This is a genomic window from Coriobacteriia bacterium (assembly GCA_016649875.1).
Classification (GTDB): domain Bacteria; phylum Actinomycetota; class Coriobacteriia; order WRKU01; family JAENWW01; genus JAENWW01.
In genome coordinates this window covers 26,223-49,428 of the sequence record JAENWW010000011.1, presented here as the reverse complement: position 1 = coordinate 49,428, position 23,206 = coordinate 26,223, and the positions used below count along the sequence as shown (strand labels likewise).

The following is a 23,206-nucleotide window of genomic DNA, read 5'->3' as shown; positions in this document are numbered from 1 at the left end:
CCTCAGAGACCAGAGTATAATACAAACTATGAAACGTTTGCAAGCCTATAAATATCAGATAAAGACCAACGGCACTCAAGAGCGCCAATTGCGCCAATTTGCCGGGAGTTGTCGCTTTGTCTGGAATAAAAGCCTTGCACTTCAACAGGATCGCCGGGAGCAGGGCGAGAAGAAACTAGACTATTCAGATTTGTGTAAGACCCTTGTTGCATGGAAAACAGGTGAAGCCGGTTTCCTCAAAGAAACGCCCTCACAGTCATTGCAGCAATGCTTAAAAGACCTTGAGAGAGCTTATACCAACTTCTTTCAGAAACGTGCTGATTTCCCTCAATTCAAAAAGCGTGGACGGCATGACTCCTTCCGTTTTCCGCAAGGTTTCAAACTAGATCAACCCAACAGTCGTATCTTCCTGCCTAAAATCGGCTGGATTCACTACCGTAACAGTCGAGTCGTGGAAGGCACCACCAAAAACGTCACCGTCAGTCTATCAGGCGGACACTGGTATATCAGTGTCCAGACTGAGCGAGAGGTTGAACAGCCGGTACACCTCTCAACCTCGATCATCGGCATCGACGTAGGCATTGCAAAGTTTGCCACGCTATCGGACGGCACCATCTTTGAACCGGTCAACAGCTTCAAAAAACACCAACAGCGACTCGCGCGGTATCAGCGGTCTCTGTCACATAAACAGAAATACAGCTGTAATAGGAAGAAGGTAAAATCAAAAATCAATAAGCTTCATACCCGGATTGCCAACGAGCGGAAAGATTATCTTCATAAGACCACTACCACAATCAGCCAAAACCACGCGATTGTATGTATTGAAGACTTGAAGATCAAGAACATGTCTCAATCCGCGAAGGGCACCATTGAAAAACCGGGAAGAAACGTCAGGGCCAAATCTGGGCTCAATCGCTCGATTCTCGATCAAGGCTGGTTTGAATTCAGGCGGCAACTTGAGTACAAGGAAGCTTGGTTAGGCGGGGAAGTAATTGCAGTCCCGCCCCGGAACACCAGCCGGAAATGCATTGTTTGCGGCCATACAGCAGCTGAAAACCGGACAAGCCAAGCCGGATTCAAATGCACCGCTTGCGGCCATGAAGCCAATGCAGACGTAAATTCAGCATGTAACATCTTAGCGGCAGGATATGCCGTGTTAGCCTGTGGAGAGATAGTGCTGTTAGACTTCTCGATGAATCAGGAACCCGCCGAAGCGATTCAAGCATACGCCTGAACGCCGTAGGAATCCCCGTCTGTTCACGGCGGGGAGGATGTCAAGCGAGCACAGATAGCGTTTATGGTTCTTTTGGCGTTGGTCGCTGTCTTAAAGGTCTTGCCGATTGTACTTACTGGCATATGAGGCTCCTGAGCGGGCGTTCTTGAAGTCTTTGAGGTTGATGCGTACAAACCTTGCGCCGCCGCTGACCTCCATGCTTTTGCGTTCGAGAAACAGGGTCCATTGTCCGTCGAGGTTCCGTTTTTCCTCTAAGGTAAAGCGACGATGCACCAATACATTATCCTGTTGCGTAACTTCAGCCTTTAACGCAGTGTGACGCTGTTTTCTGGGTGCCAATAGGTTCGCTTCCAGCCACTAAGTTCCCCAAGATGTTGAGGCCGATGACAAATTTACTGCTATTTATTTAAACGAGCGGCGATTGCATATTGCATAAAGTAACGCTCTAGATTCTGGTCATCTGGTTGAAGCTCTTTACTAAAAATAGCCGCCAAAAATGATTCTTTTGCGCGTAACACTTCTTTAGATTTTGGCGACTTACTTTTTATTAGCAACGATATCGTGGAATCAAACAGGTCTATCGCACGCTCGACGGCCCGAGAACAATCAGCATCGTCACCGCGTCGTTTGGCGCTGAAAGAACGCCCAACTTCACTGGAGATATTGCCCATTTGTTCAAAAATGGTCATCTGTCCCCAGCGTTTTTCATCAACGGCGTATAAGTCGGTCATCGTTTGACTTTCTCTGATACCAAAGCAATTATCTGGTTGCGAACATTCTCATCCTCGACGCCGCGAGACATATTTTGCTGTCTCGGACGTATATTAATCATCGAATCAAATTCTATAAACTCGTCAGTGCCAAATTTTTCAGGATATAGATTTATACCCCACAAATCATTTTGTACAGAGCCGATTTCCAGCAAATACTGCTCTGCATCAGCATGCATCTCTACATCTACTACTAACGCCTGTTTTTGAATGTCTACAACACCCTTTACTAGATTTCCGTACATTTTTTGGGCCATTTTGGATAACTCAGCAACCGTTATCGTATCCGCTTGTTTCATGTAAATACCTGAATTCTAATTTTTGAACGAGCACCATGCCATTTAACTTGTTAATCTCAGCTAAGAATACCTCGTTTGGTATAGCCTAGTCTAGGCGTTTCCGGAGAGAGATCGCGAGGCGACCGATACAATGGGCAAAAAGAAAAAGGTCGGAGCTGATTAAAGCTCCGACCTGCATGTTTGTTGGTACCCCGTACGGGATTCGAACCCGTGATCTCCGCCTTGAGAGGGCGGTGTCCAAGACCGCTAGACGAACGGGGCAAGTTTTGGAATCGTGTCGAATACATTGGCTGGGGTGAGAGGAGTCGAACCCCCACATACGGCACCAGAAGCCGCTGTCCTACCATTAGACGACACCCCAAGAAGCCATTTGAAGTGCTCAACGCATATTAGGCGCGAAGATATATATTACGGATTTAGCCTTGCAGTGTCAAGCGAAACAGCAGAGATCGATCCGACAAGAACACCTCGAATTTCGCAACAGCGAACCGAGTTCTAAAGCAATTCCAGTGCAGCTTTTATCCGTGCCACTGTGCGCTCGCGCCCGAGAAGATAAATCGACTCGAAGAGCGGGGGAGAAACCATGGTGCCCGTGACCGCGACGCGAATGGCCTGGAAAATCACCCGAGCCTTAAAGCCGAGCTCATCGGGGAGCCCGTGCATGTCCTCGTCGAGTGCCTCGACACTCCACTCCGCTTTTTGAAGAATCGCCAGTGCCGCGGTAAGCGACTCGAGTGAGCCGTCTTTTTCAAGCACCTTCGTGCGTGACTTCTCATCGATTTTAACCGTGTCCGCAAACAGGAAGCTCACCATGGGAACGACCTCGGTCATGAGCTTGATGCGCTCGGAGACGAGCGGTGCCAACTCGTGATACCATGCCGAACGGCTTTCATAATCAGCCTCGGTGGTCAGACCGGCCTCGACGAGAAGGGCGACCATGCGCTTGGAGAACTCGGAAGGCTCCATGTCGCGAATGTAGACGCCGTTCATCCATTCGAGTTTCTTCATGTCGAAGATTGCGGGATTTTTGGAGATGCGTTCGAGTGAGAATTCTTTTTTAAGCGTTTCCGTCGAGATGATGGTGGTTTCACCGTCGAGCGACCACCCCAAAAGCGCCAGGTAGTTCAAGAGCGACTCGGGCAGATAGCCGAGCTCGGCATAGGCCTCTACACTGGTAGCACCGTGGCGCTTCGAGAGTTTCTTGCCGTCTTCACCCCAAATCATGGAGAGGTGGGCGAACCGAGGCACGTTGTAGCCGAGCGCCTCGAACACCAAAATTTGTCGGGGAGCGTTGGCCAGGTGATCGTCACCGCGGATGATGTGCGTGATTCCCATATCGCCGTCGTCGCAGACCGTGGCGAAGTTGTACGTCGGTGTGCCGTCGTTGCGTGCCAACACGAAGTCGTCGAGCGCGGTGATGGGGAAGTCGGTGTTTCCTCTGATGATGTCATCGACGACGACCGGACCGTGATCATCGGGTACTTTGAGGCGCCATACGTGGTTTTCACCAGCGGCGATACGAGCGGCAGCCTCGTCGGACGGCATCGAACGACAGGTGCGGTCGTAGCCTGAAAACCCACCCTGCTTGCGGGAGGCTTCGCGTTTTTCGGCGAGCGTTTCCTGCGAACAGAAGCACGGATACGCCGAACCGTTCGCAATCATTTTCTCAAGCGCGACTTTGTATTTTTCGGAGCGCTGTGTCTGAAAGTAGGGACCGAAATCTCCACCGACTTGCGGGCCCTCATCCCAGTCGATGCCGAGCCAGTCAAGTGCGCGCAGAATTTGTTCGGTGTTTTCTTGCGTGGAGCGCTCCGGGTCGGTGTCGTCTATGCGAAGGATGAACGTGCCTCCCACCGAGCGGGCGAACGCCCAGTTATAGATTGCGGTACGAGCCCCTCCGACATGGAGTGCACCTGTGGGTGACGGGGCGAAACGAACACGAACATTTTCTGACATTTATTTGTTCTCCTCGGAGTCCGGAAATATAAAATCGTTGATATCTTCTTTGCTTGCAAGGGCGGCGGTGCGCATCATCAGATACCACGAAACGGCAACGGATAAAATGAGGGCGCTGAGCCCGAGTGCATAGTAGAGAGCCGAGATATTGGCGGCTGGCTCGAACATGACGAACTTTCGAGCGATGGCGACAAGTGCTGCTTCAAGCACCGTTGGCACGACATTTGCATGCTTCATATAGGCCAAGGCGATGCGGAACAGCTCGACCAAAATGAACACATCGAGAACGATGGATACGGTGCTCACGAATACGGTGCGTTCAAAAAGCACGCCTCCGCTTATAATGTGGTAGATGGTCGCCAAGAGCGCCCAAAGGGACAGACCCGCCAAGATGACGAGTATGCCGGCAACGGCCACCTCTATGAGGTAGACAATCTTGTCGTAGATTCTTTCGATCATGCTCGATTCCTTTGTCATGTGGGCGTACAACGATCGTTCACACGTTTCCATTATAAGGGGCACTCTCAGCAAAAGTAACAACAATATCATTTAAGCCCATCATTACGTCAAAACCCTGTGTTACAGTATTTCTATCATCAAGAGGCGATGTCGATTAGGCATTGCTTAGGGTCGAGGGACCGAGCCCATTGACACCCCGGCAACCAGCGCTCAGCGGCGCAACGGTGCCCCTTCTCGGCAGACGATCGGTCTGGCAGATGAGGGATTTTTCGTAACTGACCCTTATCTCTTTTGATGAGGGTATTTTTTTAGGCGAAAGCGAAAGGAAGTCGATATGTCGGATAACTATTTGTTCACATCGGAGTCGGTCACCGAAGGACACCCCGATAAGATGTGCGATCAGATTTCAGATGCCGTGCTCGATGCCATTTTGACGGAGGAGGCAAAGCTCCAAGCGAAAGGCGAGGGCGACGTGGACAGCGTTCGCTGCGCCTGTGAAACCTTCGTGACGACCGGCCTGGTGGTTGTCGGTGGCGAGGTCCGCACCCACGCCTATGTCGATGTCGATCGCATCGTCCGCGAGACCATCGCGAAAATCGGTTACAACAGTTCGGAGTTCGGTTTCGACGGCAACACCTGTGGCGTCGTGAATGTGATTCATGCGCAAAGTCCCGATATCGCGCAGGGAGTCGACGAGAGCTTCGAGACGCAGCACGGCGCGGATTACGACCCGATCGAGAGTGTGGGCGCCGGCGACCAAGGCATGATGTTCGGTTACGCCTGCAACGAGACTCCGCATTTCATGCCGATGCCGATTTATCTGGCGCATCGTCTCGCGGAGCGCCTCACCGCCGTACGCAAGTCGGGAACGCTTCCGTATCTGCGGCCCGACGGCAAAACGCAAGTCTCCGTACGCTACGATCACGGAAAGCCTGTGGGAGTGGAGAAAATCTTGATTTCCTCACAGCATGCCGAGGGCGTCGATATAGATAACCAGATGGCTCCCGATGTCATCGAGCACATCATCAAGCCGGTTTTCGATGCCGAGGGACTTGCCTATAAAGACGCCGAAATCTATGTCAACCCGACGGGTCGTTTCGTCGTCGGCGGGCCGATGGGCGACACCGGTTTGACGGGGCGGAAGATCATCGTCGATACCTACGGTGGAATGGGTCGTCACGGCGGCGGTGCATTCAGCGGAAAAGACTGCACCAAAGTCGATCGCTCGGCCGCCTATGCCGCTCGCTGGGTCGCCAAAAACGTCGTTGCCGCCGGTTTGGCGGACCGTTGTGAAATTCAGCTCGCCTATGCGATCGGGGTCGCTAAACCGTTCTCGATCATGCTCGATACCTTTGGAACCGAAAAAGTGGCGGTCGCATCCATCGAAGCTGCAATCGAGAAGGTGTTCGACTTGCGCCCGGGCGCGATTATCCGCGACCTCGATTTGCGAAAGCCGATTTTCTCTAAGACGGCGGCTTACGGTCACTTCGGGCGTGATTTGGAAGGCTTTACGTGGGAGAAGACAAGTCGTGTCGCCGAGCTCAAGGCTGCTTGCGAAGGTGCCGCTTAAGCTGCACTTTTACGCTTCGATATCGGTAATTCTTGCGAAGACCTCCGAACTGTCGGGGGTCTTCGTTATACTTGAATGGGCAAGCATCCGTTATTCGAGTTGAAATGAGCCGATTATTTTTATCAGAGTCATCATAGATTTAAAAGTCCGAGCGGTCGATAAGCCGTTCACTTATTCGGTCGATGAGACCGCTCGAAATTTCCCGAATGATTTTTCCGTCGGGTATGCTGTCCTGGTGCGTTTTGCAGCGCAGGTCGTCGTCGGCTACGTGGTCGAAATCATCGACGGCAACGATGAATCATTACAAAACGCAACCTTTGAGATCAATCCGATAATAGCTCCTGTCGACGGTCCGTATTTCGATGAGAATGCCGTCGAGACCGCACGCTGGATCGCTCGTGAGTACGGTTCCCCTCTCGCGGTGGCGATACGTCTGTTCACGCCGTCTTCGGGCAAGTTCGTCGTCAGAGAAACCGTCGACGGGACGTTCGAGGCGATGAACTCGGCCTCGGGACACCGGTTCGAATATACCTATTCGCTTACCGAGAAGGGCCGGGAGTTTGTGCCGCGGCCCCAGGCGAAAAAGCAGATCGCGATCCTCTCCCAACTGAAGGATTTTCCGCGCACGTATAAAGAGCTCCGGGGGGCCGTCGCCGGCGCCGATCACAAAACCATGCAACTTCTCGAGGCGCACGGTTACGTGGAGTGCGAAATCAAGCGGGTGTATCGCGGCGACATCACACCGGCATCGATGGAATATGTGCGACCGGAAAAATTGACTGCCGGCCAAATCACAGCCCTTGACGCCATTGCCGAGGCAACCGCTGCCGGCGCTGGCGTCGTCGTGCTCGACGGTATTACCGGCTCAGGCAAAACGGAGGTATATCTTCAGGCGATCGAGAAGACGTTGGAGAGCGGTCAAGGGGCGATTGCGCTCGTTCCCGAGATTTCCCTCACCCCTCAGACCGTCGGTCGTTTCAAGGCGCGCTTCGGCGATTTGGTCGCGGTGGTTCATTCGAAACTTTCCGACAGCGAAAAACAAGATCAGTGGGATCGCATCCAATCCGGCGATGCCCGTGTGGTCGTGGGCGCCCGCTCCGCACTTTTCGCCCCGTTGGCGCACACCGGGCTCATCATCATCGATGAAGAGCATGACAGTTCGTACAAGCAGTCGAGTTCCCCCCGCTATCACGCGCGCGATGTCGCTGTTTTCATGGCGCGGTTGCGACACATTCCTCTCGTCTTGGGAAGTGCGACGCCCTCATTCGAGGCATTGAACTTGTGCGCCGAAAACCGGTGGAAACAGGTCGTTTTGGATGAGCGCGCGAATCATCGTGCGTTGCCGGAAGTCACCGTGGTCGATTTGACGAAAGAGTTCGAGGAAGGCAATCATTCGATGTTTTCCCGTGAACTCGCCGCCGCTCTTGAAACGGTCGAAGCAAAGAAACAGAAGGCGATTTTGCTCCTCAACAGAAGGGGATCGGCATCGTTTCTTCTCTGTAGGGAGTGTGGGTATGTTCCTCACTGCAAAAACTGCTCGACCTCTTTGACCTACCATGAACACAACAACCATCTTCGCTGTCATCAGTGCAATCTCATCGAGCCGTTGCCGGGCGTGTGTCCCGAGTGCGGAAGCCCGTACTTGCGCCAGTTCGGTGCGGGAACGCAGCGCCTCGAGTCGGAATTAAAGGCGTTGTTTCCCGCTATGCCCGTCGTGAGAATGGATGCCGACACGACGACGACCAAAAACGCCCATCAAAAACTTCTCGCTCAGTTCGCCGATCTCGAGTATGGAGTTTTGCTCGGAACGCAAATGATTGCAAAAGGACTCGATTTTCCCGAGGTGACGCTCGTCGGCGTCGTCACTGCCGATGTCACGCTCAATCTTCCCGACTATCAGGCGGGAGAGCGCACGTATCAATTGCTCGAGCAGGTCGCGGGACGTGCGGGTCGAGGGGAGGAGACCGGTCGAGTCATCATCCAGACCTATTGGGCCGACCATCCAGCGATTGTCGCGGCGCAAAAGCACGACCGTTCTCTCTTTTATGAGCCGGAGTCCGAAGTCAGGCGCGAGCTGAGGTATCCTCCCTATGTCCGGCTTGCCAACGTGATTCTTTCCGCTGTGAAAGAAACCGATGCAAAAGAGTACGCCGAGTCGTTGGGAAAAGCATTTGCAGACGAGACCGATATCACTTTGCTCGGGCCTGCTCCGTGTGCGCTTTCACGGATCAACAACAAGTTTCGCTATCATCTGCTGATCAAGGCGAAGCGCGGTGTCGCGCTCGGTGATATCGTTCTTGAAAAGCTTAAGAGTGTACCGAGCTCGCATCATGTCGGCGTCGCCGTCGATGTCGACCCCTTGTCGCTCATGTAGCCACACGATTAGTTGGTATACTTGATTTATGAAAAGATACAAGAAAAATCATCCCTTCCGAAAGGCACGTGAATTGAAAGTCATTCCGTATCCGAATCCGCTTTTGAAAACCGTGAGTAATGATGTCGATCCGATAAACGAGCCGGACTTCAAAAAACTCATCGATGACATGATCTCCACCATGTATAAGGAGGAGGGTGTCGGGTTGGCTGCCATCCAAGTCGGCGTGGCGAAGAATTTTTTCGTATATGACGATACACAGGAGCAGAATTCTCCGAAAGTATTGTGCAATCCGGTGATTCTGTCGGCGTCGGAAACGATAATCGAACTCGATGAGGGCTGTCTGTCCTTTCCCGACATCTATTTCCCCGTTTCACGACCCGAAAGCGTCGTCGTCGAAGGGCTCGATGCGCACGGCAATCCCGTTCATATCGATGCCGACGAGTTCACCGCACGCGTCATTCAGCATGAAATGGACCATTTGAAGGGGATTTTGATCATCGACCGCGCAACGCCGAAGGTTCGCAGACAAGTTATGCGCGAACATTATATGAGCTGATCGATGTCAAAACTGCGCATCATATACATGGGAACTCCTCAATACGCCGTGCCGACTTTACAGATTTTGGCGCAAAGAGCCGATATCGTTGCGGTGTACACGCGTGCGGATGCACGGTCCAAAAGGGGCAATGAACTTTTCCCCTCGCCGGTTAAGGTGGCGGCTGAAAAGCTCGGCATTTCCGTGTTCACTCCCTCGACGCTCAAAGACGACGGAATAGTTTCACAAATTTTGGCTTTTGCGCCCGATCTCATCGTCGTTGCAGCTTACGGTATGATTCTGCCTCGCCGCATTTTGGATATACCGCGGCTCGGTTGCGTGAACCTCCATGCCTCCTTGCTTCCGACATGGCGTGGCGCGGCCCCCGTTCAGCGGGCTATTTTGGCGGGAGACGAGGAGACCGGCGTATCGCTGATGCGTATGGAGGAGGGTCTGGACACCGGAGACTATGCCATGAACGTCTCGACGGAAATCGGCCATAAATCCACCGCTCAATTGACACGGGAGCTCGGAGAAATCGCCGCCAATCTCATGGATGAGGTGTTGGATTTATTTCAATCAGGTGCGCTCGTATGGAAAAAGCAAGATGAATCGCTTGCCACCTATGCGCACAAGATAAGCAAGTCCGACGTTGCGCTCAGTCCGAAACTCGATGCCGAGGAATTCGTGCGTAGAGTACGAGCGAGTTCCTCGTCAGCTCCCGCGCGCCTGATGCTTGCAGGAGTGGGCACGGTGGTTTTGCACGCGTCCGTCGTTGCTCACCGCGGAGAAAACATTTTTGATATGCCCGAATCTATTGAAGAGGGTCGGATAGCCGTCGTCAAGCATGCGGTCTATCTCGGCTGTTCGAACGGAGTAGTGGAACTCATCGAAATCAAAGCCGATGGAAAGAAAGCCATGAGTGCGGATGAATACGCACGCGGAGCTCGTTTGAAAACGGGTGCGACATGGCAGTAAAACCCGACAAGCTCAGTCCGGGGAGAAAAGTCGCCTATGAAGTGGTGCGTAAAGTGCATGCCGGCGATTCATTCGCCCATGAGACGCTTTCCCAACAGCTCAAATACGCCAAGCTCGACGCACGGGATGCCGCCTATGCGACACGTCTTTCTTACGGCGTCATCAGTTACGACGGTACTCTCGATGAGATTTTGAGTCGATTGTGCGAGAAACCGAACCACATCAAACCTAAAGTGCGCGATGCCCTCAAAATCGCTCTGTATGAAATTTTCATCGAAGAGAAGCGTGATTATGCGGCGGTCGACCAAGGTGTCGAACTCGTTAAATCCGTGCACCCGCATTCTTCCGGCCTTGCAAACGCCATTTTGCGCTCAGCTATCAAGCTGAGCTCCGATTTTCCTTTCGGCGATCCTGCAACCGATGTCGAAGCGCTTGCGCGTGCGTACGGGTTTCCGCTGTGGCTCACGAAGCGATTCGTCGATCAGTTCGGAATGTCTCGAACCGAAACTGTTTTGGCCGCCTTCAACCAGGCGCCTCCTTTCTACCTGGCGGTGCCCTCGTGGTACGGAGAAGTGGATACCGCGATTACCGCGCTTGAAAAAGAGGGCGTCGTGGTTTCCCTCCTCGACCCCCTCCTTCCGCGTGCGCTCAAGGTCTCAAATCCCGCGATAGCCGTTGCAGGCGAACTCGTCGGCACCCGTCGACTCTTCACCATCGATGCGGCGGCCCAACTCGTCGTGAAACTGTGCGACGCGCGTGCGGAAGAAACAATCGTCGAAATCGGATCGGGGAGAGGGACCAAGACCCTTCTGCTTGCAAGTGAAGCGCGTTTGAGCGGTTCCGCGGCGGCTCGTGTGATAGGTATCGATTCTTTCGAGTACAAGTCGATGATCACGCTCGAACAGGCTCTTCGATACGGCTTGTCTGAAGTGAGCGTGCAAACGGTGGATGCGCGCGATGCCGATGCACTCATCGAGGCGGTCGGCGGATCGAACGTGGCCGACACCGTTTTAATCGATGCACCGTGCTCAGGGATCGGGACGCTACGGCGCCATGTCGATAAACGGTGGCGCCTGTCCGAGTCCGATATTGCCGCTCTTGCCGAAATTTCTATGGAGTTACTTATGGCGGCCTCGCATTTGGTTAAACCGAAGGGGAAAATTATCTTTGCAACCTGTACAATGGCTAAAGAAGAAAACGCAGAAGTCGTGCAAAAGTTTTTGGAAAGTCCTCAGGGAAGTTCGTTCGAAATCGAGCAGATTCGAGCTTCGGAACTACCTGAAAGTTGGGAAAGCTTTATCACTGAGGAAGGATTTTTCCAGTCCATTCCGCTTGATGACGGACCCGACGGGCACTTCATTGCGCGTATTAAACGAGGATAGCCGAGGCGACAGTTGTCGTCTTAACGTAAAAATTGTATGAGAAAATGACTTTGAAAGGTAGGTATCAATGGATAGCAAGCGTATCAATGAGATTCTATCAGTTGCCGAATCCGCGGCGTTTGCTGCTGCGGAGTGGATCGGTAGAGGCAAGAAAGACCTTGCCGATGCCGCCGCGGTAGAGGCAATGCGCAAGCAATTCGACACAATTGATTTTTCCGGTCGAATCGTCATCGGCGAGGGCGAGCGCGATGAGGCTCCCATGCTCTATATCGGCGAAGAGGTGGGTCGCGGTGGCGAGGAGATCGATATCGCCGTCGATCCTCTCGAGGGGACCAATCTCTGCGCCTACGCTCAGCCGAATGCACTGGTCACCATCGCTTTTGCGCCTCGTGGCTCACTGCTCTATGCTCCCGATACCTATATGTGGAAAATCGCCGCCGGTCCGAAAGCCAAAGACGCGATCGATATCGATGCTTCGCACACCGAAAACGTCAACAATGTCGCCGCCGCTCTCGGAAAGCCGGTCGATGAGCTCGTCGTCTGCATTCTCGAGCGCGATCGCCACGTCGATCTCATCAACGAGGTGCATGCGGCCGGTGCACGCGTTCGCCTCATCACCGACGGTGATGTATTCGGTGTCGTCGCGACTTCGATCGAGCACTCCGGCATAGACCTTTACATGGGTGCCGGCGGAGCTCCCGAAGGTGTTTTGGCCGCCACCGCCATGAAGTGCGTCGGCGGGGGATTCCAGGGACGATTCAACTTCAGAAATGAAGAGGAAATCAAGCGCGCCACGAAAACTTCCGGAGTCGACATCGACGGTGTGCTCACGCTCGATGATTTGGTTCGCACCGATGATGCGGTCTTCATCGCTGCAGGCGTCACCGACGGTGAGCTTGTGAAGGGTGTTCACGGCGGGCGCGTTCATTCGGTCGTATTCGACGGAAGCACGAAGACGATTCGTTTCGTCGAGACCATACATCGCAGTGCCGCAGACGGAATGTGGACGATCAGCTAGCGAGACTCATGGAACAAGAGCGTACACTTCGAGAAATAGTTTTATTACCGGAGCTTGATCGAGAGAAAGAGCCTCGTCAGACTTCGAGTATAAAAATCAACAAGGGCTTCGCGATTGCGTTCGCCCTTGTTATTTTATTGTCCTTCGGAGGGTACGGATTATATTACCGAAGCGCGCTGGTGACCGTTCCCAACGTCATCGGAATCGATAGCGACTTGGCGGCGACGCGTATCGAACAGGCAGGACTTCACGCAAAAATAGTCGAGAGGCGCTTTTCGGCCGTGAAACGCGGTACGGTCATCGATCAAAGCCCGAAAAAATCAAAGCGTCCCAAAGGCAGTGGTTTGGTTTCTCTCGTGGTATCGGGAGGCACCGAGCAACTGCAGGTCCCGAACGTCGTCGGTGAAAATGAACTTTATGCGACGAGAGCACTCACGCAACTCGGTCTCGTTCCGGTTTTGGTGAGTGAGCCCTCATACCAAGAGGCGGGAACGGTCCTCTCTGTTTCTCCGGTGATTGGCGGAACCGTTTTCACCGGAGACGCGGTGACGATTCGCGTTTCGGGCGGCAGCCAAGATATCGTTTTGAAGGATTTCGATCTCAAATGGAAAACGATTTCAATCGTTCCTCTCTACTCTTCGAACGAAACGTCCGACATCACATTCGATGTCGCACGGAGACTTTCATCGCTCTTCAAAGCGGCGGGAGCAGACGTGATCGTGACGCGCTCGGCGGCGGAGAAAAAAAGCTCGGCCTCGTTGCTTCAAAAAGCATATGAGCGAAGCGACGTCATGATTCAACTTGCGGTTCGCGATGCAGGCTCGAGCGGATTGGTAGTCTATGATCCGAGCCAGAATTCGACTCAGGTCGTCGCTTCCGGCTCCGTCGGATCGCAGGTGTACGGTGAGTTGAAGTCCTATGCGCAAAATGTGCGGCTTTCCTCAAGCAAGATGGCTTCAGGCTCGGTGAGCCGGAAGCAGGCGTTTCAGGTTTCATTCGGTTCGCTTGCAAACGCGACCGACGCCGCCTTGATGGATGACTCGCAATTCAAAGACATTATCGCCCGTAGCGTCTATCTGGGCGTCGGGGGCTTTCTGACCCCTTAAACGAGCCGGTAGCCTGAAATATCATAAGAAGATATGCTTCTCGAAATCATTGTGTGTTATCGTTGAACTCGTAAATTATTCGACTCGGGAGCTGCGTGCGACGCGGCTGAGAGGTGGCCTTGAGGTCACGACCGAAATGACGGTGCTGGTAATGCAGCACATGCACGTTGGACGAGTATATCTCACATATCTCTCATCCACACGGCCCGTCACGTTACAGGAAAAGGTGGAGTTATGAGAAATGAACGTATCCGTACTATAGCTGAAATTGGATTGTCGGTAGCGCTTTTCGCGGTGCTCGACTACCTCAACGTTCGTCTGCCGATAAACGCGGCGGGCGGTTCGATTTCGCTTGCGATGACACCGATACTCATCTTGGCGCTTTTCAGAGGGCCCTTGGTCGGAATGCTCGCCGGTGCTCTGTGCGGAGGAATCGATTTTTTGATAGCACCCTACATATTCAACGTGTTCCAGGTGTTCCTCGACTACCCGATCGCTTTTGGTCTCGTCGGACTGGCCGGGTTGTTCAAAAAGCCGGCCGAGCATGCCTTCATGAAGAGCAAAACGACTTCTTTGCTCGTTTACACGATAGGTGGAATCCTCATCGGCGCCGTCGGACGTTTCTTGGCCCACTTTTTATCCGGCGTGATTTTCTTCGCGCAGAATGCGCCGAAGGGACAAAATGTCTTCCTCTACTCTGCCGGGTATCAGCTGACCTATCTCGTCCCATCCTTTATAGGATGTGCTATCGTAACGGTACTTATCGTTCCGGTATTGGCACGCTCCATGTGGGAGAAGCAATCATAAAGTGAAGCAAGCTTTGCTCATAGGACCTATCTTCGAAAGCTATCATGTCGGCCGCGTGGCCGGCATGATAGCCGAAGAGGGCTATGTCAACGTCGTCGCCGTCGACGGTGGAGCCGACTTATGTGCACAATCCGGAGTGATACCGGACTTTTATGTCGGCGACAGCGATTCGATTTCTCCGCAAGGGATCACCTTCATCGAACAAAGCCAAGCGCAAAGAATCGAACTTCCCACCGATAAAGATTATTCTGATTTTTCAGCGACGCTCGATTGGCTGAAGTCGCAAGGCGTCTCGAGTTTCGATTGCATCGGAATGCTCGGAGGAAGACTCGATCAGCAGTTGGGAGTGTTCGGCGACACCGCGCACCATTGCATGGACGGTTCGTTTTTCGGAGAAGAGATCGATGCGTGGGTGCTGAACAAGCTGGGACGGCTACCGAAAAAACACGTCCTTTCGAAGGCACGCTATCAGAGCTTCAGCGTCTTTGCTCTTGTAGGGGAGGCTACGGTTTCCATCGACGGCGCCCGATGGCCGTTGCATAAGAGGGTTCTGTCTGTGATGGTGTCCGTCGGGTTATCCAACGAGTTTGCTCCACAAGCATTCGATGCGCGCGTCATGCTCGAACTTGGAACGATTTGTGTGGTGGCAAACAAATAAAAAATCGCCCTTTCGAGGCGATTTTTAATTTGTTGCGTGAGATGAAAACTAGGGGCGTGTTACTTTGCCGGCTTTCATGCATTTCGTGCAAACATTAATCTTCTTAACGCTACCGTTTACGACGGCGTTAATCTTTTGGATATTCGGACGAAATACACGGTTGGTGACGCGGTGAGAGTGACTTACGTTGCGACCTGCTGAAGGGTGCTTGCCGCAAACAGCGCATACTTGTGACATGTTAAAACTCCTTGGTTCATTTGCTTAAAACAGGTTATCCTGCTTATTTCACTCGGACTTGCTATGCTAGCACAAATATTCTTCGAGTACAATCTCGTTTGATTTGTATGCCCTCGACTGTATCGGCTATAATAGTCCGCTAGTACCATGAACAATGATTGGAGTGCCATGGCATCGGTGACTTTAGACACACGTCTCTCCGATTTGGTGCACCTGAATCCTTCGATAGTCGATGTTTTGGAGCGGTATGGGCTGGGCTGTGCGTGCTGCGTGGGCGCCGAGTTCGAAACCATTCGCGATGCGTGTGCCGCTCATGAAATCGACGGTGAAAAATTATTGGCTGACATCAGCCGTGTACTTAATCAAGACGATTAGGAACGGAGCAAAAAATGACAGAAAAGCTAGGCTCTATCAGCATTTCCGATGAGGTGCTTATGGACTTGGCGGGATACGCCGCGCTTGAAAGTTACGGCGTGGTGGGGATGGCCAGTCCGACGCTTGTCGATGAAGTCGTGCAATTGCTTCCTCGCAACAAGCTTCGCAAAGGAGTTCATATTTCGCTCGTCGAAGATCCGAACGCCCAATCGGGTGCAATCGAAGTCGACCTTTATGTAATCATCGAGTATGGGACAAATCTCAGTCAAGTTTCTCGCAATCTTGCCGACAGGGTTCGTTATACTCTCACAGAGTTTGCCGGCATCACAGTAGGACGCGTGGATATCCACGTCCTTGAAGTAAAGGTTCGATAGGGTAGGTTAAAAATGATTCAATATTCTTCTGTACGCAACCTGGTCGCTTCGGCTGCGCTTGCACTTAAAAATCGTGTCGATGAAGTGAATAGGTTGAACGTGTTTCCCGTTCCCGACGGCGATACGGGAACGAACATGTCACTCACGCTCGACGCAGTCGCAAACGATGTAGCCAAGTTGCCGGCTGATGCACCGCTCGAAGATGTGTGCAAAGCAGCAACGCACGGTTCGCTTATGGGCGCTCGCGGTAACTCGGGCGTTATCACCTCTCAAATAATCCGTGGGGCTTGTGAAGGCTTCCTCGAATCGAGCGACCTGTCGCCGACTTTGTGCCTCGCGATTTCTCTCGAAACGGCCACGACGGTTGCCTTCCAAGCGGTCCGCAAACCTGTGGAGGGAACGATTCTGACGGTTATCCGGGATATGTCGGTTGCAGCTCGTGCTGCGGCCGATGCCGAGGTCACATTCGAGGAGGCCCTCGATTCAGTCGTGGCCGAGTCGTACGCTTCCGTGCGCCGTACTCCCGAATTGCTCCCGGTACTCAAAGAGGCCGGGGTCGTCGATGCCGGTGGTTTCGGACTGTCAATATGGTTCAACGGTTTCGTCTCGGCGTTACTCGGTCGCCAGCAGGCCGAAGCTCCCGTGCTCGGAGATATGCAAGTCATGACCGTCACTCCCGTGGATGATTGGGACGACGATGAATATCTTTACTGTACGGAATTTCTCCTTTTCGGAGAGGGGATCGACAGGGAACGTGTGCACGACTACATAGCCGCGCGCGGAGGAAGCGAACTCGTCGTCGGTGATTCCGGACCGTATAAAGTTCACGTTCACACCGATGATCCTTCCGAAATTTTGAGCTATGCACTCGGTTTGGGCGAGATTTCAGAGGTCCATATCCACAATATGCGTCGTCAGGCGGCCGAGCGTCCCGCAACGCAAGGTACCCCATCGAAAGAAAATGCTCCGCACAAAGCGATCGGAGTCGTCAGCGTCGCATCGGGGGCCGGCCTCATCGAAATTTTGAAATCGCTCGGAGTCGATGTGGTCGTTTCCGGCGGACAGACGATGAACCCGTCGACGCAAGACCTCGTGGAGGCAGCCTCTACACTCAACGTCGATAAGGTGATTTTCCTTCCGAATAACTCAAATATCATCATGGCGGCCAACGCCGCCGTATCGGTATTGGATATTCCGGCAGCCGTTATACCGACGCGTTCGGTTCCGGAGGCATTCGCGGCGTTGTTCATGTTCGACCAAAGCATGGACTTCGATGAGCTCGTCGAAGAGATGAGCGAGGCCATCATCGACGTGCGAACCGCCGAGGTCACGACGGCGGTCAAAGATGCAAAGAGCAATGTCGGTGATATAAAGGCCGGGCAGATAATCGGCATAGTCGGTTCGAAAGATATCGAAACGGTCGGTGATTCGGTCGAACAAGTCGTCTTCGATTTAGCGAAAATCTTGGTTGATGAAGATTCCGAAACGCTCACGCTTCTTCTCGGTGAAGGATTTACCGACGAAGCAGGCGATGCGATAGCAAAAAATCTCAAAGAACAGTATGACTGGATAGATGTTGAAACCCACCGTGGTGAGCAGCCTTTGTATCCCGTTCTCATTTCCGTTGAATAACGACACGCTGGAAGGACATTCCCTTTATGTCTAAAGTTATGTCTAAAGTCGGAATCATGGTGGATAGTACCTGCGATTTGACGGTGGAAGAGCTTGGGAATTTAAATGTTGAACTGGTCGCACTCCGCGTCAGTTTCGGTGACGAAACCTTTCTTGATGCGATTGAGATGACTACTCCGCAGTTTTACGAACGACTCGCACGCTCCGATGAACTTCCCAAAACATCGCAACCTTCTCCCGCGCAGTATCGCAAAGCGTATGAGAACCTCGTGGCGCAGGGTTGCGATGGAATCGTGTCTCTTTCGCTTTCTTCGGCACTTTCAGGCTCATACGAGGCTTCGAGACTCATGGCGAAAGGCCTATCGATACCCGTATATTGCATTGACACGAAAAGTGTCACACAAGGGCTCGGTCTGATAGTCCGTGCGGCATGCGCGTTGCGTGATGAAGGAATGGATTCGGAAGAAATCGCGGAAAAAGTCAGAGTCATCTCTGCGAAAACGAGTCTCTTGTTCATAATCGACACCATGGACAATCTCGTGAAAGGCGGTCGTGCCGGTTTGGCTGCCGGTTTGGCGGCATCGTTGCTCGATATCAAGCCCATTCTCACACTCGACGAGCAAGGGGTGATTACGCCCTTCAAACGGTGCCGTGGGCGGAAGAAAGCCGTGGCCGAACTCGCGAAGTATGTCTCATCCTGTTCGAAAAGGTTGGGTCCGCTCGACTACACGCTCATTTATACAACCGATCGGAACGATATTGAGATTTTGCGCGAAGCGCTCAATGAAGCTGGAGTCGACGGGCGAGAAGTCCACACCGGAAGCAACGGTCCGGTGATCGGAACGTATGTTCCCCAAGCGTGCGGCGTGGCGTTTTATCCTCAAAAATGGTCTTCTCCCGAAGCGTAGGCGGTCAAAAGTGGTTGTGGACACTTCCGGCATACATTCTTCGAAAGCCACGCGCTTCGTCGCGCTGAGCGATTCGGTCGAGCAGGCGCGCTATGTCGATGCTGTGCGCGCCGAGTTATTCTCGAAAATCAATATAAAAACCATCGGTGATTTATTGACGCACATTCCTTTTCGCTATCTCGATTTACGTGTCGAGCACTCCATCGGTCAAGCACCCTTGGGAGAGGGCGCATACGTCGGAACGGTCCATGAGGTGTCGGTTAAAAGCCCTCGTCCCCATCTCAAAGTCACCGAAGTTTCCCTCATCGACGGCTCGGGCGTTCTCGTCGGCGTGTGGTTCAACCAACCCTGGGTCGCTCGCTCCTTTGTGCAAGGTGAACGGGTTGTTTTTGCCGGACAGATTCGTCTCAATTACGGACTGAAGCAAATGACACAACCCTTCGTCGAGAAGCTCGACCAGGAAAATGCCACGTGCAACAAACTTCTTCCGATACATCGTGTCACCGAAGGAATCTCTCCGGGCTGGATGCGGAGAATCATCGCCGAAGCCCTCGACGATTACGGTGACGTTCTCGATTCGCTTCCGTATCGGTTGCGAATAAAGAATCGATTGTTTTCACTCGGTCGGGCGCTTCGTGAGGTACATTTCCCGACCGATGAGGAAAACGCACGCCGAGCCCGTCAAAGACTCGTCTACGATGAATTGCTGCTATTCGAACTCATGTGCGCACGCAAACGGTATACGGAAACGGTGTCTGCACAAGGCACCGCCCAACGATGCGATGGGCGACTCGTCAAGAAGCTTCCGGAGGTATGTAAACTCGTGCCGACCGATGAGCAAGTGGCGGCCATCGAAGATATATTCAGAGATATGAAGTCATCGCATCCGATGAATCGTATGTTACTCGGCGATGTTGGAACCGGAAAAACTTTGGTTGCGCTCTACGCACTGTGCGCAGCCGTCGATTCGGGCAACCAGGCTTCGATGATGGCGCCGACGGAGGTTCTCGCGCGCCAATACAGCATAAAACTCGGTCCTCTTCTCGATGTCCTTGGTATATCGTGGGATCTTTTGACCGGTTCGACCTCAAAAAAAGCTCGGCAAGAGATTCTCGCCGATTCGGCTGCAGGGAAGGTGAACATCCTTTTCGGCACGCATGCGCTCATCGAGCCGTCCGTCGTTTTTGCAAATCTTTCGCTCGTCATAATCGATGAACAGCATCGTTTCGGCGTCAACCAACGTAAACTTTTACGTAATAAAGGGGTTTCGCCGGACGTTCTCATCATGAGCGCGACTCCGATTCCGCGTACGCTCAGCGCAACCGCTTACGGAGATTTGGCCACATCATATATTCGTAAGCGCCCGATCGAGGGCGCCGGGGTGACGACGAAACTCATCAAGCATCATCAGTCATATAAAGCTCATGACGACGTGCGCAGAGCCGTCGAGGAGGGCAGGCAGGCCTACGTGATTTGTGCGCTTGTCGATGAGTCTGATTCTTCGAACGCCAAAGCCGCCATGCGTGAAGTCGAACGTCTCAAAAATATCGAATACCCTGATTTACGCGTCGATGTGCTTACCGGGAAGATGCCCGCGAATGAGAAAATCGAAACGATGAGACGTTTTGCGGACGGTGAAATCGATGTGTTGGTTTCGACGACGGTCGTCGAAGTCGGCATCGATGTGCACAACGCCACCGTCATGATCATTCTTGACGCCGAGCGTTATGGAATCGCTCAACTCCATCAACTGAGAGGGCGAGTCGGTCGTGGGGAAATTCCGGGAACGGTGTGGCTCGTTTCGGATTCTTTTTCCAACGAGGCGAAAGATCGTTTCGCCATGCTTCTTTCGACAAACGACGGGTTCAAACTCGCAGAATTCGATTTGGCTCAGCGAGGTCCGGGAGAATTGCTCGGAGTCAAACAACACGGACTTGTGAATTTTCGCATTGCGGATCTGATCGAGGACGCAGATTTGGTGATGTTGACGCGCCGGGAGGCATTTGACATCGTGAACGATGATCCGGAACTGAGCGGGCCGGAGTTCAGGCTCCTGCGCGAGCGTGTCCGGCTTCTCGAAGAGGTTTCAAAAGAATGGGTGAGCGCCGGATGAGGATTATCGCAGGCAAACATAAGGGGCGTCCCATCGTCGCGCCGAAAGGAGATACCACGCGTCCGACGACCGATCGTGTCAGGGAGGCGATATTTTCGCGTCTTGTCAGCGACTTCGGTGACTTTTCGGATATATCGGTACTCGACTCGTTCGCGGGAAGCGGTGCTCTCGGGCTCGAGGCGCTTTCGAGAGGTGCGAAGCGGGCGGTATTCGTCGAAGAGCATGCGAAAACTGCACAAATCGTCAAGAAAAATATCGACACGCTTTCATTCGGACAGAACTCGAATCTTCTCGTCGTCGATGCGTTCAAGTCAACGACGGCGATAGCGGTATATGGACCCTTTGACATTATTTTTCTCGATCCTCCTTATAAAGTTGTGCCGGAGGCGATCTTCAGCTATCTTTGCGACTTGGCGAATCGGGGCGCAATCAACGCGAACGCCACGATCGTGTATGAACATTCGGCTGCAGCGAAGTTCGACTTGCCGGTTGGTTTTGTAATCAGTGCACAAAAGAAGTATGGTAGTACTGTTATATCTTATGCTGACTTTAAGGGGAATGAGTAGTGAAGCGTGCGGTTATTCCGGGGACATTCGATCCGATAACGAACGGACATCTCGACGTCATTGAACGTGCTTCGGCACTTTTTGATGAAATAGTCGTCGGAGTTGCTTCATCCGAAGAGAAAAACGGACGGGGAACACTCTTTTCGGTCGAAGAGCGGGTCGATATGATTTTGACGGCTACCAAACATTTGTCTAATATAGAGGTGAAGTCGTTTAATAATTTACTTATTGATTTCGCATGCGATACTTCAGCAGATGTCATCGTAAAGGGTTTGCGCGCCGTCACAGATTTCGAACATGAGTTCCAAATGGCTGCGCTCAACTGGCAATTGGACTCCGAAATCGAAACGATGTTTATCATGGCCATACCCGAGAATATGTATTTGAGTTCATCGGCGGTCAAAGAAATTGCAAAACATGGCGGCTCTACGAAAGGGCTCGTTCCGGAAGGTGTAGACGTACTGCTCAGAGATAAACTCTAGCTACGGATGCTCAATAAGCAGTAACACTTGGAAAGGTGGCAAAATGGATGACATTATGGAGCTTATCGATAGAATCGATGAGCTCGTCGAAGGCTCGAAGAATATGCCTTTGAGCAGTAATAAGATTGTTAATCCTGAGGCTATATATGGAATCGTCGATGAAATTCGTGATCGCTATCCCGAGGAGCTCAAGCAGGCTCGCTGGATTTTGAAGCAACGTCAAGAAATGGTCGAAGAGGCGGAGCGCGAGGCGAACCGCGTTCTCGAAGAGGCTCAAGAGCGTGCGCGCATGCTCGTCGGCGACACCGAGATCGTGCGTCAAGCCGAGGGCAAGGCAGCTGAGATTCTCGAAGATGCACGTGCCAACGAGCGTGAGGTTCGTCTCGGAGCAGAGGATTATGCCGATGAAATGATGGCAAACCTCGAAGTGAATCTCGGCAAACTCCTCACTGCGGTTCAACGCGGACGAGATCGTCTCCAAGGCAAGACCGCTCAGAGATAGCATAATCATGTTCAGCCAAACCAATATACGCCTCGTACTCGACGATCACGATGCGGTGTTGCACCTAAACGACAGCTTTGATATCGCGGAGTTCGTCGTCGAAGACCTTGAGTTCAAACCTTTGGGTCCGGCTTACTATGACCTCGATCTCACGTACACCGGAGACGGCGTTCTCGCCCTCGGAGTCGTTACTTTGGATGTCTCGGCCCCCTGTGTGAGGTGTCTCGAAGAATTTCCGCTGAGGATCAACTCCGAGGTGCAAACGCTGTTTTATCTCGATCCCACCGTCGATGATGCCGGTGACCCGTTGCCGTTCATCGATGACGAAGGCAATATCTCGTTGTTGGATGAACTCTATGAAGACCTTCGCATGGAAACCCCGTTCGCGCCTCTACACGACAGGGATTGCTTGGGACTTTGCCCCAAGTGCGGAGTGAACTTGAACGTAGAGACATGCACGTGTTCTCATGAGATCGATCCGACGCACCCTCTTGCCGGTCTCATCGGTCTTATCGGCGAGGACGGACATGCCGACGAAGAAGACAGCGAATAATTTCGTAATTTTTTTGTGATATACTAACAATTCGTGTTTTATGTATAAACGCTGTCAAAATATTTACAGCGCGCAACCTTAAGAAAGAGGAATAAACTACTATGGCTGTACCTAAGAGAAAGACCGGTCGTGCACGTACGAATGCACGTCGCTCAAGCCACAAGCTCACGGCAATCAATGCATCATCGTGTCCTCAGTGCCATGAGCTCAGAATGGCTCATCACATCTGCCCGTCATGCGGATATTATGATGGCAAGGAAATCGTCGAAGTCGATTAGTCAGTTATGAAAATACCCACATGAATGATGGGTATTT

The 23,206-nt window shown here is 52.6% G+C and carries 25 protein-coding genes and 2 tRNA genes; 20 read left to right on the top strand and 7 right to left on the bottom strand.

Annotated elements, in window-relative coordinates; genetic code table 11:
* Window positions 1-28: 28 nt before the first annotated feature.
* Window positions 29-1,234, top strand: a complete 1,206-nt coding sequence (locus JJE36_05460; protein ID MBK5211742.1) for a transposase — start codon at window positions 29-31, stop codon at window positions 1,232-1,234.
* Between the two features lie 398 nt (window positions 1,235-1,632).
* On the opposite strand, the gene JJE36_05455 is transcribed toward JJE36_05460, so the two are convergent.
* The 6 genes from JJE36_05455 to JJE36_05430 all read right to left on the bottom strand — a co-directional run bounded on the left by JJE36_05455 (window position 1,633) and on the right by JJE36_05430 (window position 4,718).
* On the bottom strand, window positions 1,633-1,965 hold the full coding sequence (locus tag JJE36_05455) for a hypothetical protein (GenBank protein MBK5211741.1): 333 nt from the start codon (window positions 1,963-1,965) through the stop codon (window positions 1,633-1,635).
* The gene (locus tag JJE36_05450; GenBank protein MBK5211740.1) at window positions 1,962-2,261 is read right to left on the bottom strand and encodes a hypothetical protein; all 300 of its coding nucleotides are present in this window, start codon (window positions 2,259-2,261) and stop codon (window positions 1,962-1,964) included. Before JJE36_05450 ends, JJE36_05455 begins: the two co-directional genes overlap by 4 nt.
* Before the next feature lie 226 nt (window positions 2,262-2,487).
* Window positions 2,488-2,564: transfer RNA gene (locus JJE36_05445), tRNA-Glu, on the bottom strand.
* Between the two features lie 26 nt (window positions 2,565-2,590).
* A tRNA-Gln gene (locus tag JJE36_05440) sits at window positions 2,591-2,664 on the bottom strand.
* A gap of 134 nt (window positions 2,665-2,798) precedes the next feature.
* Entirely contained in the window at window positions 2,799-4,259 is a 1,461-nt protein-coding gene (locus JJE36_05435) for a glutamate--tRNA ligase (GenBank protein MBK5211739.1), read from the bottom strand.
* Window positions 4,260-4,718 carry a phosphate-starvation-inducible PsiE family protein gene (locus tag JJE36_05430; GenBank protein MBK5211738.1) on the bottom strand — a complete coding sequence of 153 codons (459 nt, stop codon included), beginning with the start codon at window positions 4,716-4,718 and terminating at the stop codon, window positions 4,260-4,262. It lies immediately after the preceding gene.
* Window positions 4,719-5,052: 334 nt separating this feature from the next.
* On the opposite strand from JJE36_05430, the gene JJE36_05425 reads away from it, so the two are divergent.
* From JJE36_05425 to JJE36_05385, 9 genes are all read left to right on the top strand, one after another.
* Window positions 5,053-6,288 carry a methionine adenosyltransferase gene (locus JJE36_05425; protein ID MBK5211737.1) on the top strand — a complete coding sequence of 412 codons (1,236 nt, stop codon included), beginning with the start codon at window positions 5,053-5,055 and terminating at the stop codon, window positions 6,286-6,288.
* 235 nt (window positions 6,289-6,523) lie between these two features.
* Window positions 6,524-8,662: a primosomal protein N' gene (gene priA / locus JJE36_05420; GenBank protein ID MBK5211736.1), complete on the top strand. Its 2,139-nt coding sequence runs from the start codon at window positions 6,524-6,526 to the stop codon at window positions 8,660-8,662.
* 28 nt (window positions 8,663-8,690) lie between these two features.
* Entirely contained in the window at window positions 8,691-9,221 is a 531-nt protein-coding gene (def, locus tag JJE36_05415; protein MBK5211735.1) for a peptide deformylase, read from the top strand.
* Between the two features lie 27 nt (window positions 9,222-9,248).
* Window positions 9,249-10,178, top strand: a complete 930-nt coding sequence (locus tag JJE36_05410; protein ID MBK5211734.1) for a methionyl-tRNA formyltransferase — start codon at window positions 9,249-9,251, stop codon at window positions 10,176-10,178.
* Window positions 10,169-11,560: a hypothetical protein gene (locus JJE36_05405; GenBank protein MBK5211733.1), complete on the top strand. Its 1,392-nt coding sequence runs from the start codon at window positions 10,169-10,171 to the stop codon at window positions 11,558-11,560. The genes JJE36_05410 and JJE36_05405 overlap by 10 nt, the downstream gene beginning before the upstream one ends.
* Window positions 11,561-11,627: 67 nt before the next feature.
* Entirely contained in the window at window positions 11,628-12,578 is a 951-nt protein-coding gene (gene glpX, locus JJE36_05400; GenBank protein ID MBK5211732.1) for a class II fructose-bisphosphatase, read from the top strand.
* Entirely contained in the window at window positions 12,563-13,684 is a 1,122-nt protein-coding gene (locus tag JJE36_05395; GenBank protein ID MBK5211731.1) for a PASTA domain-containing protein, read from the top strand. Before glpX ends, JJE36_05395 begins: the two co-directional genes overlap by 16 nt.
* Before the next feature lie 234 nt (window positions 13,685-13,918).
* Window positions 13,919-14,491: an energy-coupled thiamine transporter ThiT gene (thiT, locus tag JJE36_05390; protein ID MBK5211730.1), complete on the top strand. Its 573-nt coding sequence runs from the start codon at window positions 13,919-13,921 to the stop codon at window positions 14,489-14,491.
* Window position 14,492: 1 nt separating this feature from the next.
* Window positions 14,493-15,149 (top strand): thiamine diphosphokinase, encoded by a 657-nt coding sequence (locus tag JJE36_05385; GenBank protein ID MBK5211729.1) that lies wholly within the window; start codon window positions 14,493-14,495, stop codon window positions 15,147-15,149.
* A 48-nt stretch (window positions 15,150-15,197) separates the two neighbouring features.
* On the opposite strand, the gene JJE36_05380 is transcribed toward JJE36_05385, so the two are convergent.
* Window positions 15,198-15,386, bottom strand: coding sequence for a 50S ribosomal protein L28 (locus tag JJE36_05380; protein MBK5211728.1), 189 nt, complete (start codon window positions 15,384-15,386; stop codon window positions 15,198-15,200).
* Window positions 15,387-15,533: 147 nt separating this feature from the next.
* Here JJE36_05380 and JJE36_05375 point away from each other — a divergent pair, with 147 nt between their 5' ends.
* The 10 genes from JJE36_05375 to rpmF all read left to right on the top strand — a co-directional run bounded on the left by JJE36_05375 (window position 15,534) and on the right by rpmF (window position 23,169).
* Entirely contained in the window at window positions 15,534-15,761 is a 228-nt protein-coding gene (locus tag JJE36_05375) for a DUF1858 domain-containing protein (protein ID MBK5211727.1), read from the top strand.
* Between the two features lie 14 nt (window positions 15,762-15,775).
* Window positions 15,776-16,135 carry an Asp23/Gls24 family envelope stress response protein gene (locus tag JJE36_05370; GenBank protein ID MBK5211726.1) on the top strand — a complete coding sequence of 120 codons (360 nt, stop codon included), beginning with the start codon at window positions 15,776-15,778 and terminating at the stop codon, window positions 16,133-16,135.
* Between the two features lie 12 nt (window positions 16,136-16,147).
* On the top strand, window positions 16,148-17,767 hold the full coding sequence (locus tag JJE36_05365; protein ID MBK5211725.1) for a DAK2 domain-containing protein: 1,620 nt from the start codon (window positions 16,148-16,150) through the stop codon (window positions 17,765-17,767).
* Between the two features lie 26 nt (window positions 17,768-17,793).
* Window positions 17,794-18,675 carry a DegV family protein gene (locus tag JJE36_05360; GenBank protein ID MBK5211724.1) on the top strand — a complete coding sequence of 294 codons (882 nt, stop codon included), beginning with the start codon at window positions 17,794-17,796 and terminating at the stop codon, window positions 18,673-18,675.
* A 10-nt stretch (window positions 18,676-18,685) separates the two neighbouring features.
* On the top strand, window positions 18,686-20,788 hold the full coding sequence (recG, locus tag JJE36_05355) for an ATP-dependent DNA helicase RecG (GenBank protein ID MBK5211723.1): 2,103 nt from the start codon (window positions 18,686-18,688) through the stop codon (window positions 20,786-20,788).
* Window positions 20,770-21,354, top strand: coding sequence for a 16S rRNA (guanine(966)-N(2))-methyltransferase RsmD (gene rsmD / locus JJE36_05350; GenBank protein ID MBK5211722.1), 585 nt, complete (start codon window positions 20,770-20,772; stop codon window positions 21,352-21,354). Before recG ends, rsmD begins: the two co-directional genes overlap by 19 nt.
* Window positions 21,354-21,836, top strand: coding sequence for a pantetheine-phosphate adenylyltransferase (coaD, locus tag JJE36_05345; protein MBK5211721.1), 483 nt, complete (start codon window positions 21,354-21,356; stop codon window positions 21,834-21,836). The genes rsmD and coaD overlap by 1 nt, the downstream gene beginning before the upstream one ends.
* Before the next feature lie 43 nt (window positions 21,837-21,879).
* Window positions 21,880-22,338, top strand: a complete 459-nt coding sequence (locus tag JJE36_05340) for an ATPase (protein MBK5211720.1) — start codon at window positions 21,880-21,882, stop codon at window positions 22,336-22,338.
* A gap of 7 nt (window positions 22,339-22,345) precedes the next feature.
* The gene (locus tag JJE36_05335) at window positions 22,346-22,891 is read left to right on the top strand and encodes a DUF177 domain-containing protein (protein MBK5211719.1); all 546 of its coding nucleotides are present in this window, start codon (window positions 22,346-22,348) and stop codon (window positions 22,889-22,891) included.
* A gap of 101 nt (window positions 22,892-22,992) precedes the next feature.
* On the top strand, window positions 22,993-23,169 hold the full coding sequence (gene rpmF / locus JJE36_05330; GenBank protein ID MBK5211718.1) for a 50S ribosomal protein L32: 177 nt from the start codon (window positions 22,993-22,995) through the stop codon (window positions 23,167-23,169).
* Window positions 23,170-23,206 lie beyond the last annotated feature (37 nt).

Excerpts from the sequence above, each read along its gene's own strand:
- JJE36_05410 (MBK5211734.1), top strand. The coding sequence starts at position 9,249 with ATGGGAACTCCTCAATACGCCGTGCCGACTTTACAGATTTTGGCGCAA.
- JJE36_05430 (MBK5211738.1), bottom strand. The coding sequence starts at position 4,718 with ATGATCGAAAGAATCTACGACAAGATTGTCTACCTCATAGAGGTGGCC.
- JJE36_05360 (MBK5211724.1), top strand. The coding sequence starts at position 17,794 with ATGTCTAAAGTTATGTCTAAAGTCGGAATCATGGTGGATAGTACCTGC.
- JJE36_05380 (MBK5211728.1), bottom strand. The coding sequence starts at position 15,386 with ATGTCACAAGTATGCGCTGTTTGCGGCAAGCACCCTTCAGCAGGTCGC.
- rsmD (MBK5211722.1), top strand. The coding sequence starts at position 20,770 with ATGGGTGAGCGCCGGATGAGGATTATCGCAGGCAAACATAAGGGGCGT.
- JJE36_05455 (MBK5211741.1), bottom strand. The coding sequence starts at position 1,965 with ATGACCGACTTATACGCCGTTGATGAAAAACGCTGGGGACAGATGACC.
- JJE36_05460 (MBK5211742.1), top strand. The coding sequence starts at position 29 with ATGAAACGTTTGCAAGCCTATAAATATCAGATAAAGACCAACGGCACT.
- JJE36_05425 (MBK5211737.1), top strand. The coding sequence starts at position 5,053 with ATGTCGGATAACTATTTGTTCACATCGGAGTCGGTCACCGAAGGACAC.
- JJE36_05365 (MBK5211725.1), top strand. The coding sequence starts at position 16,148 with ATGATTCAATATTCTTCTGTACGCAACCTGGTCGCTTCGGCTGCGCTT.
- def (MBK5211735.1), top strand. The coding sequence starts at position 8,691 with ATGAAAAGATACAAGAAAAATCATCCCTTCCGAAAGGCACGTGAATTG.
- JJE36_05405 (MBK5211733.1), top strand. The coding sequence starts at position 10,169 with ATGGCAGTAAAACCCGACAAGCTCAGTCCGGGGAGAAAAGTCGCCTAT.
- JJE36_05335 (MBK5211719.1), top strand. The coding sequence starts at position 22,346 with ATGTTCAGCCAAACCAATATACGCCTCGTACTCGACGATCACGATGCG.
- rpmF (MBK5211718.1), top strand. The coding sequence starts at position 22,993 with ATGGCTGTACCTAAGAGAAAGACCGGTCGTGCACGTACGAATGCACGT.
- JJE36_05450 (MBK5211740.1), bottom strand. The coding sequence starts at position 2,261 with ATGGCCCAAAAAATGTACGGAAATCTAGTAAAGGGTGTTGTAGACATT.
- thiT (MBK5211730.1), top strand. The coding sequence starts at position 13,919 with ATGAGAAATGAACGTATCCGTACTATAGCTGAAATTGGATTGTCGGTA.
- JJE36_05340 (MBK5211720.1), top strand. The coding sequence starts at position 21,880 with ATGGATGACATTATGGAGCTTATCGATAGAATCGATGAGCTCGTCGAA.
- JJE36_05375 (MBK5211727.1), top strand. The coding sequence starts at position 15,534 with ATGAACAATGATTGGAGTGCCATGGCATCGGTGACTTTAGACACACGT.
- JJE36_05435 (MBK5211739.1), bottom strand. The coding sequence starts at position 4,259 with ATGTCAGAAAATGTTCGTGTTCGTTTCGCCCCGTCACCCACAGGTGCA.
- glpX (MBK5211732.1), top strand. The coding sequence starts at position 11,628 with ATGGATAGCAAGCGTATCAATGAGATTCTATCAGTTGCCGAATCCGCG.
- JJE36_05370 (MBK5211726.1), top strand. The coding sequence starts at position 15,776 with ATGACAGAAAAGCTAGGCTCTATCAGCATTTCCGATGAGGTGCTTATG.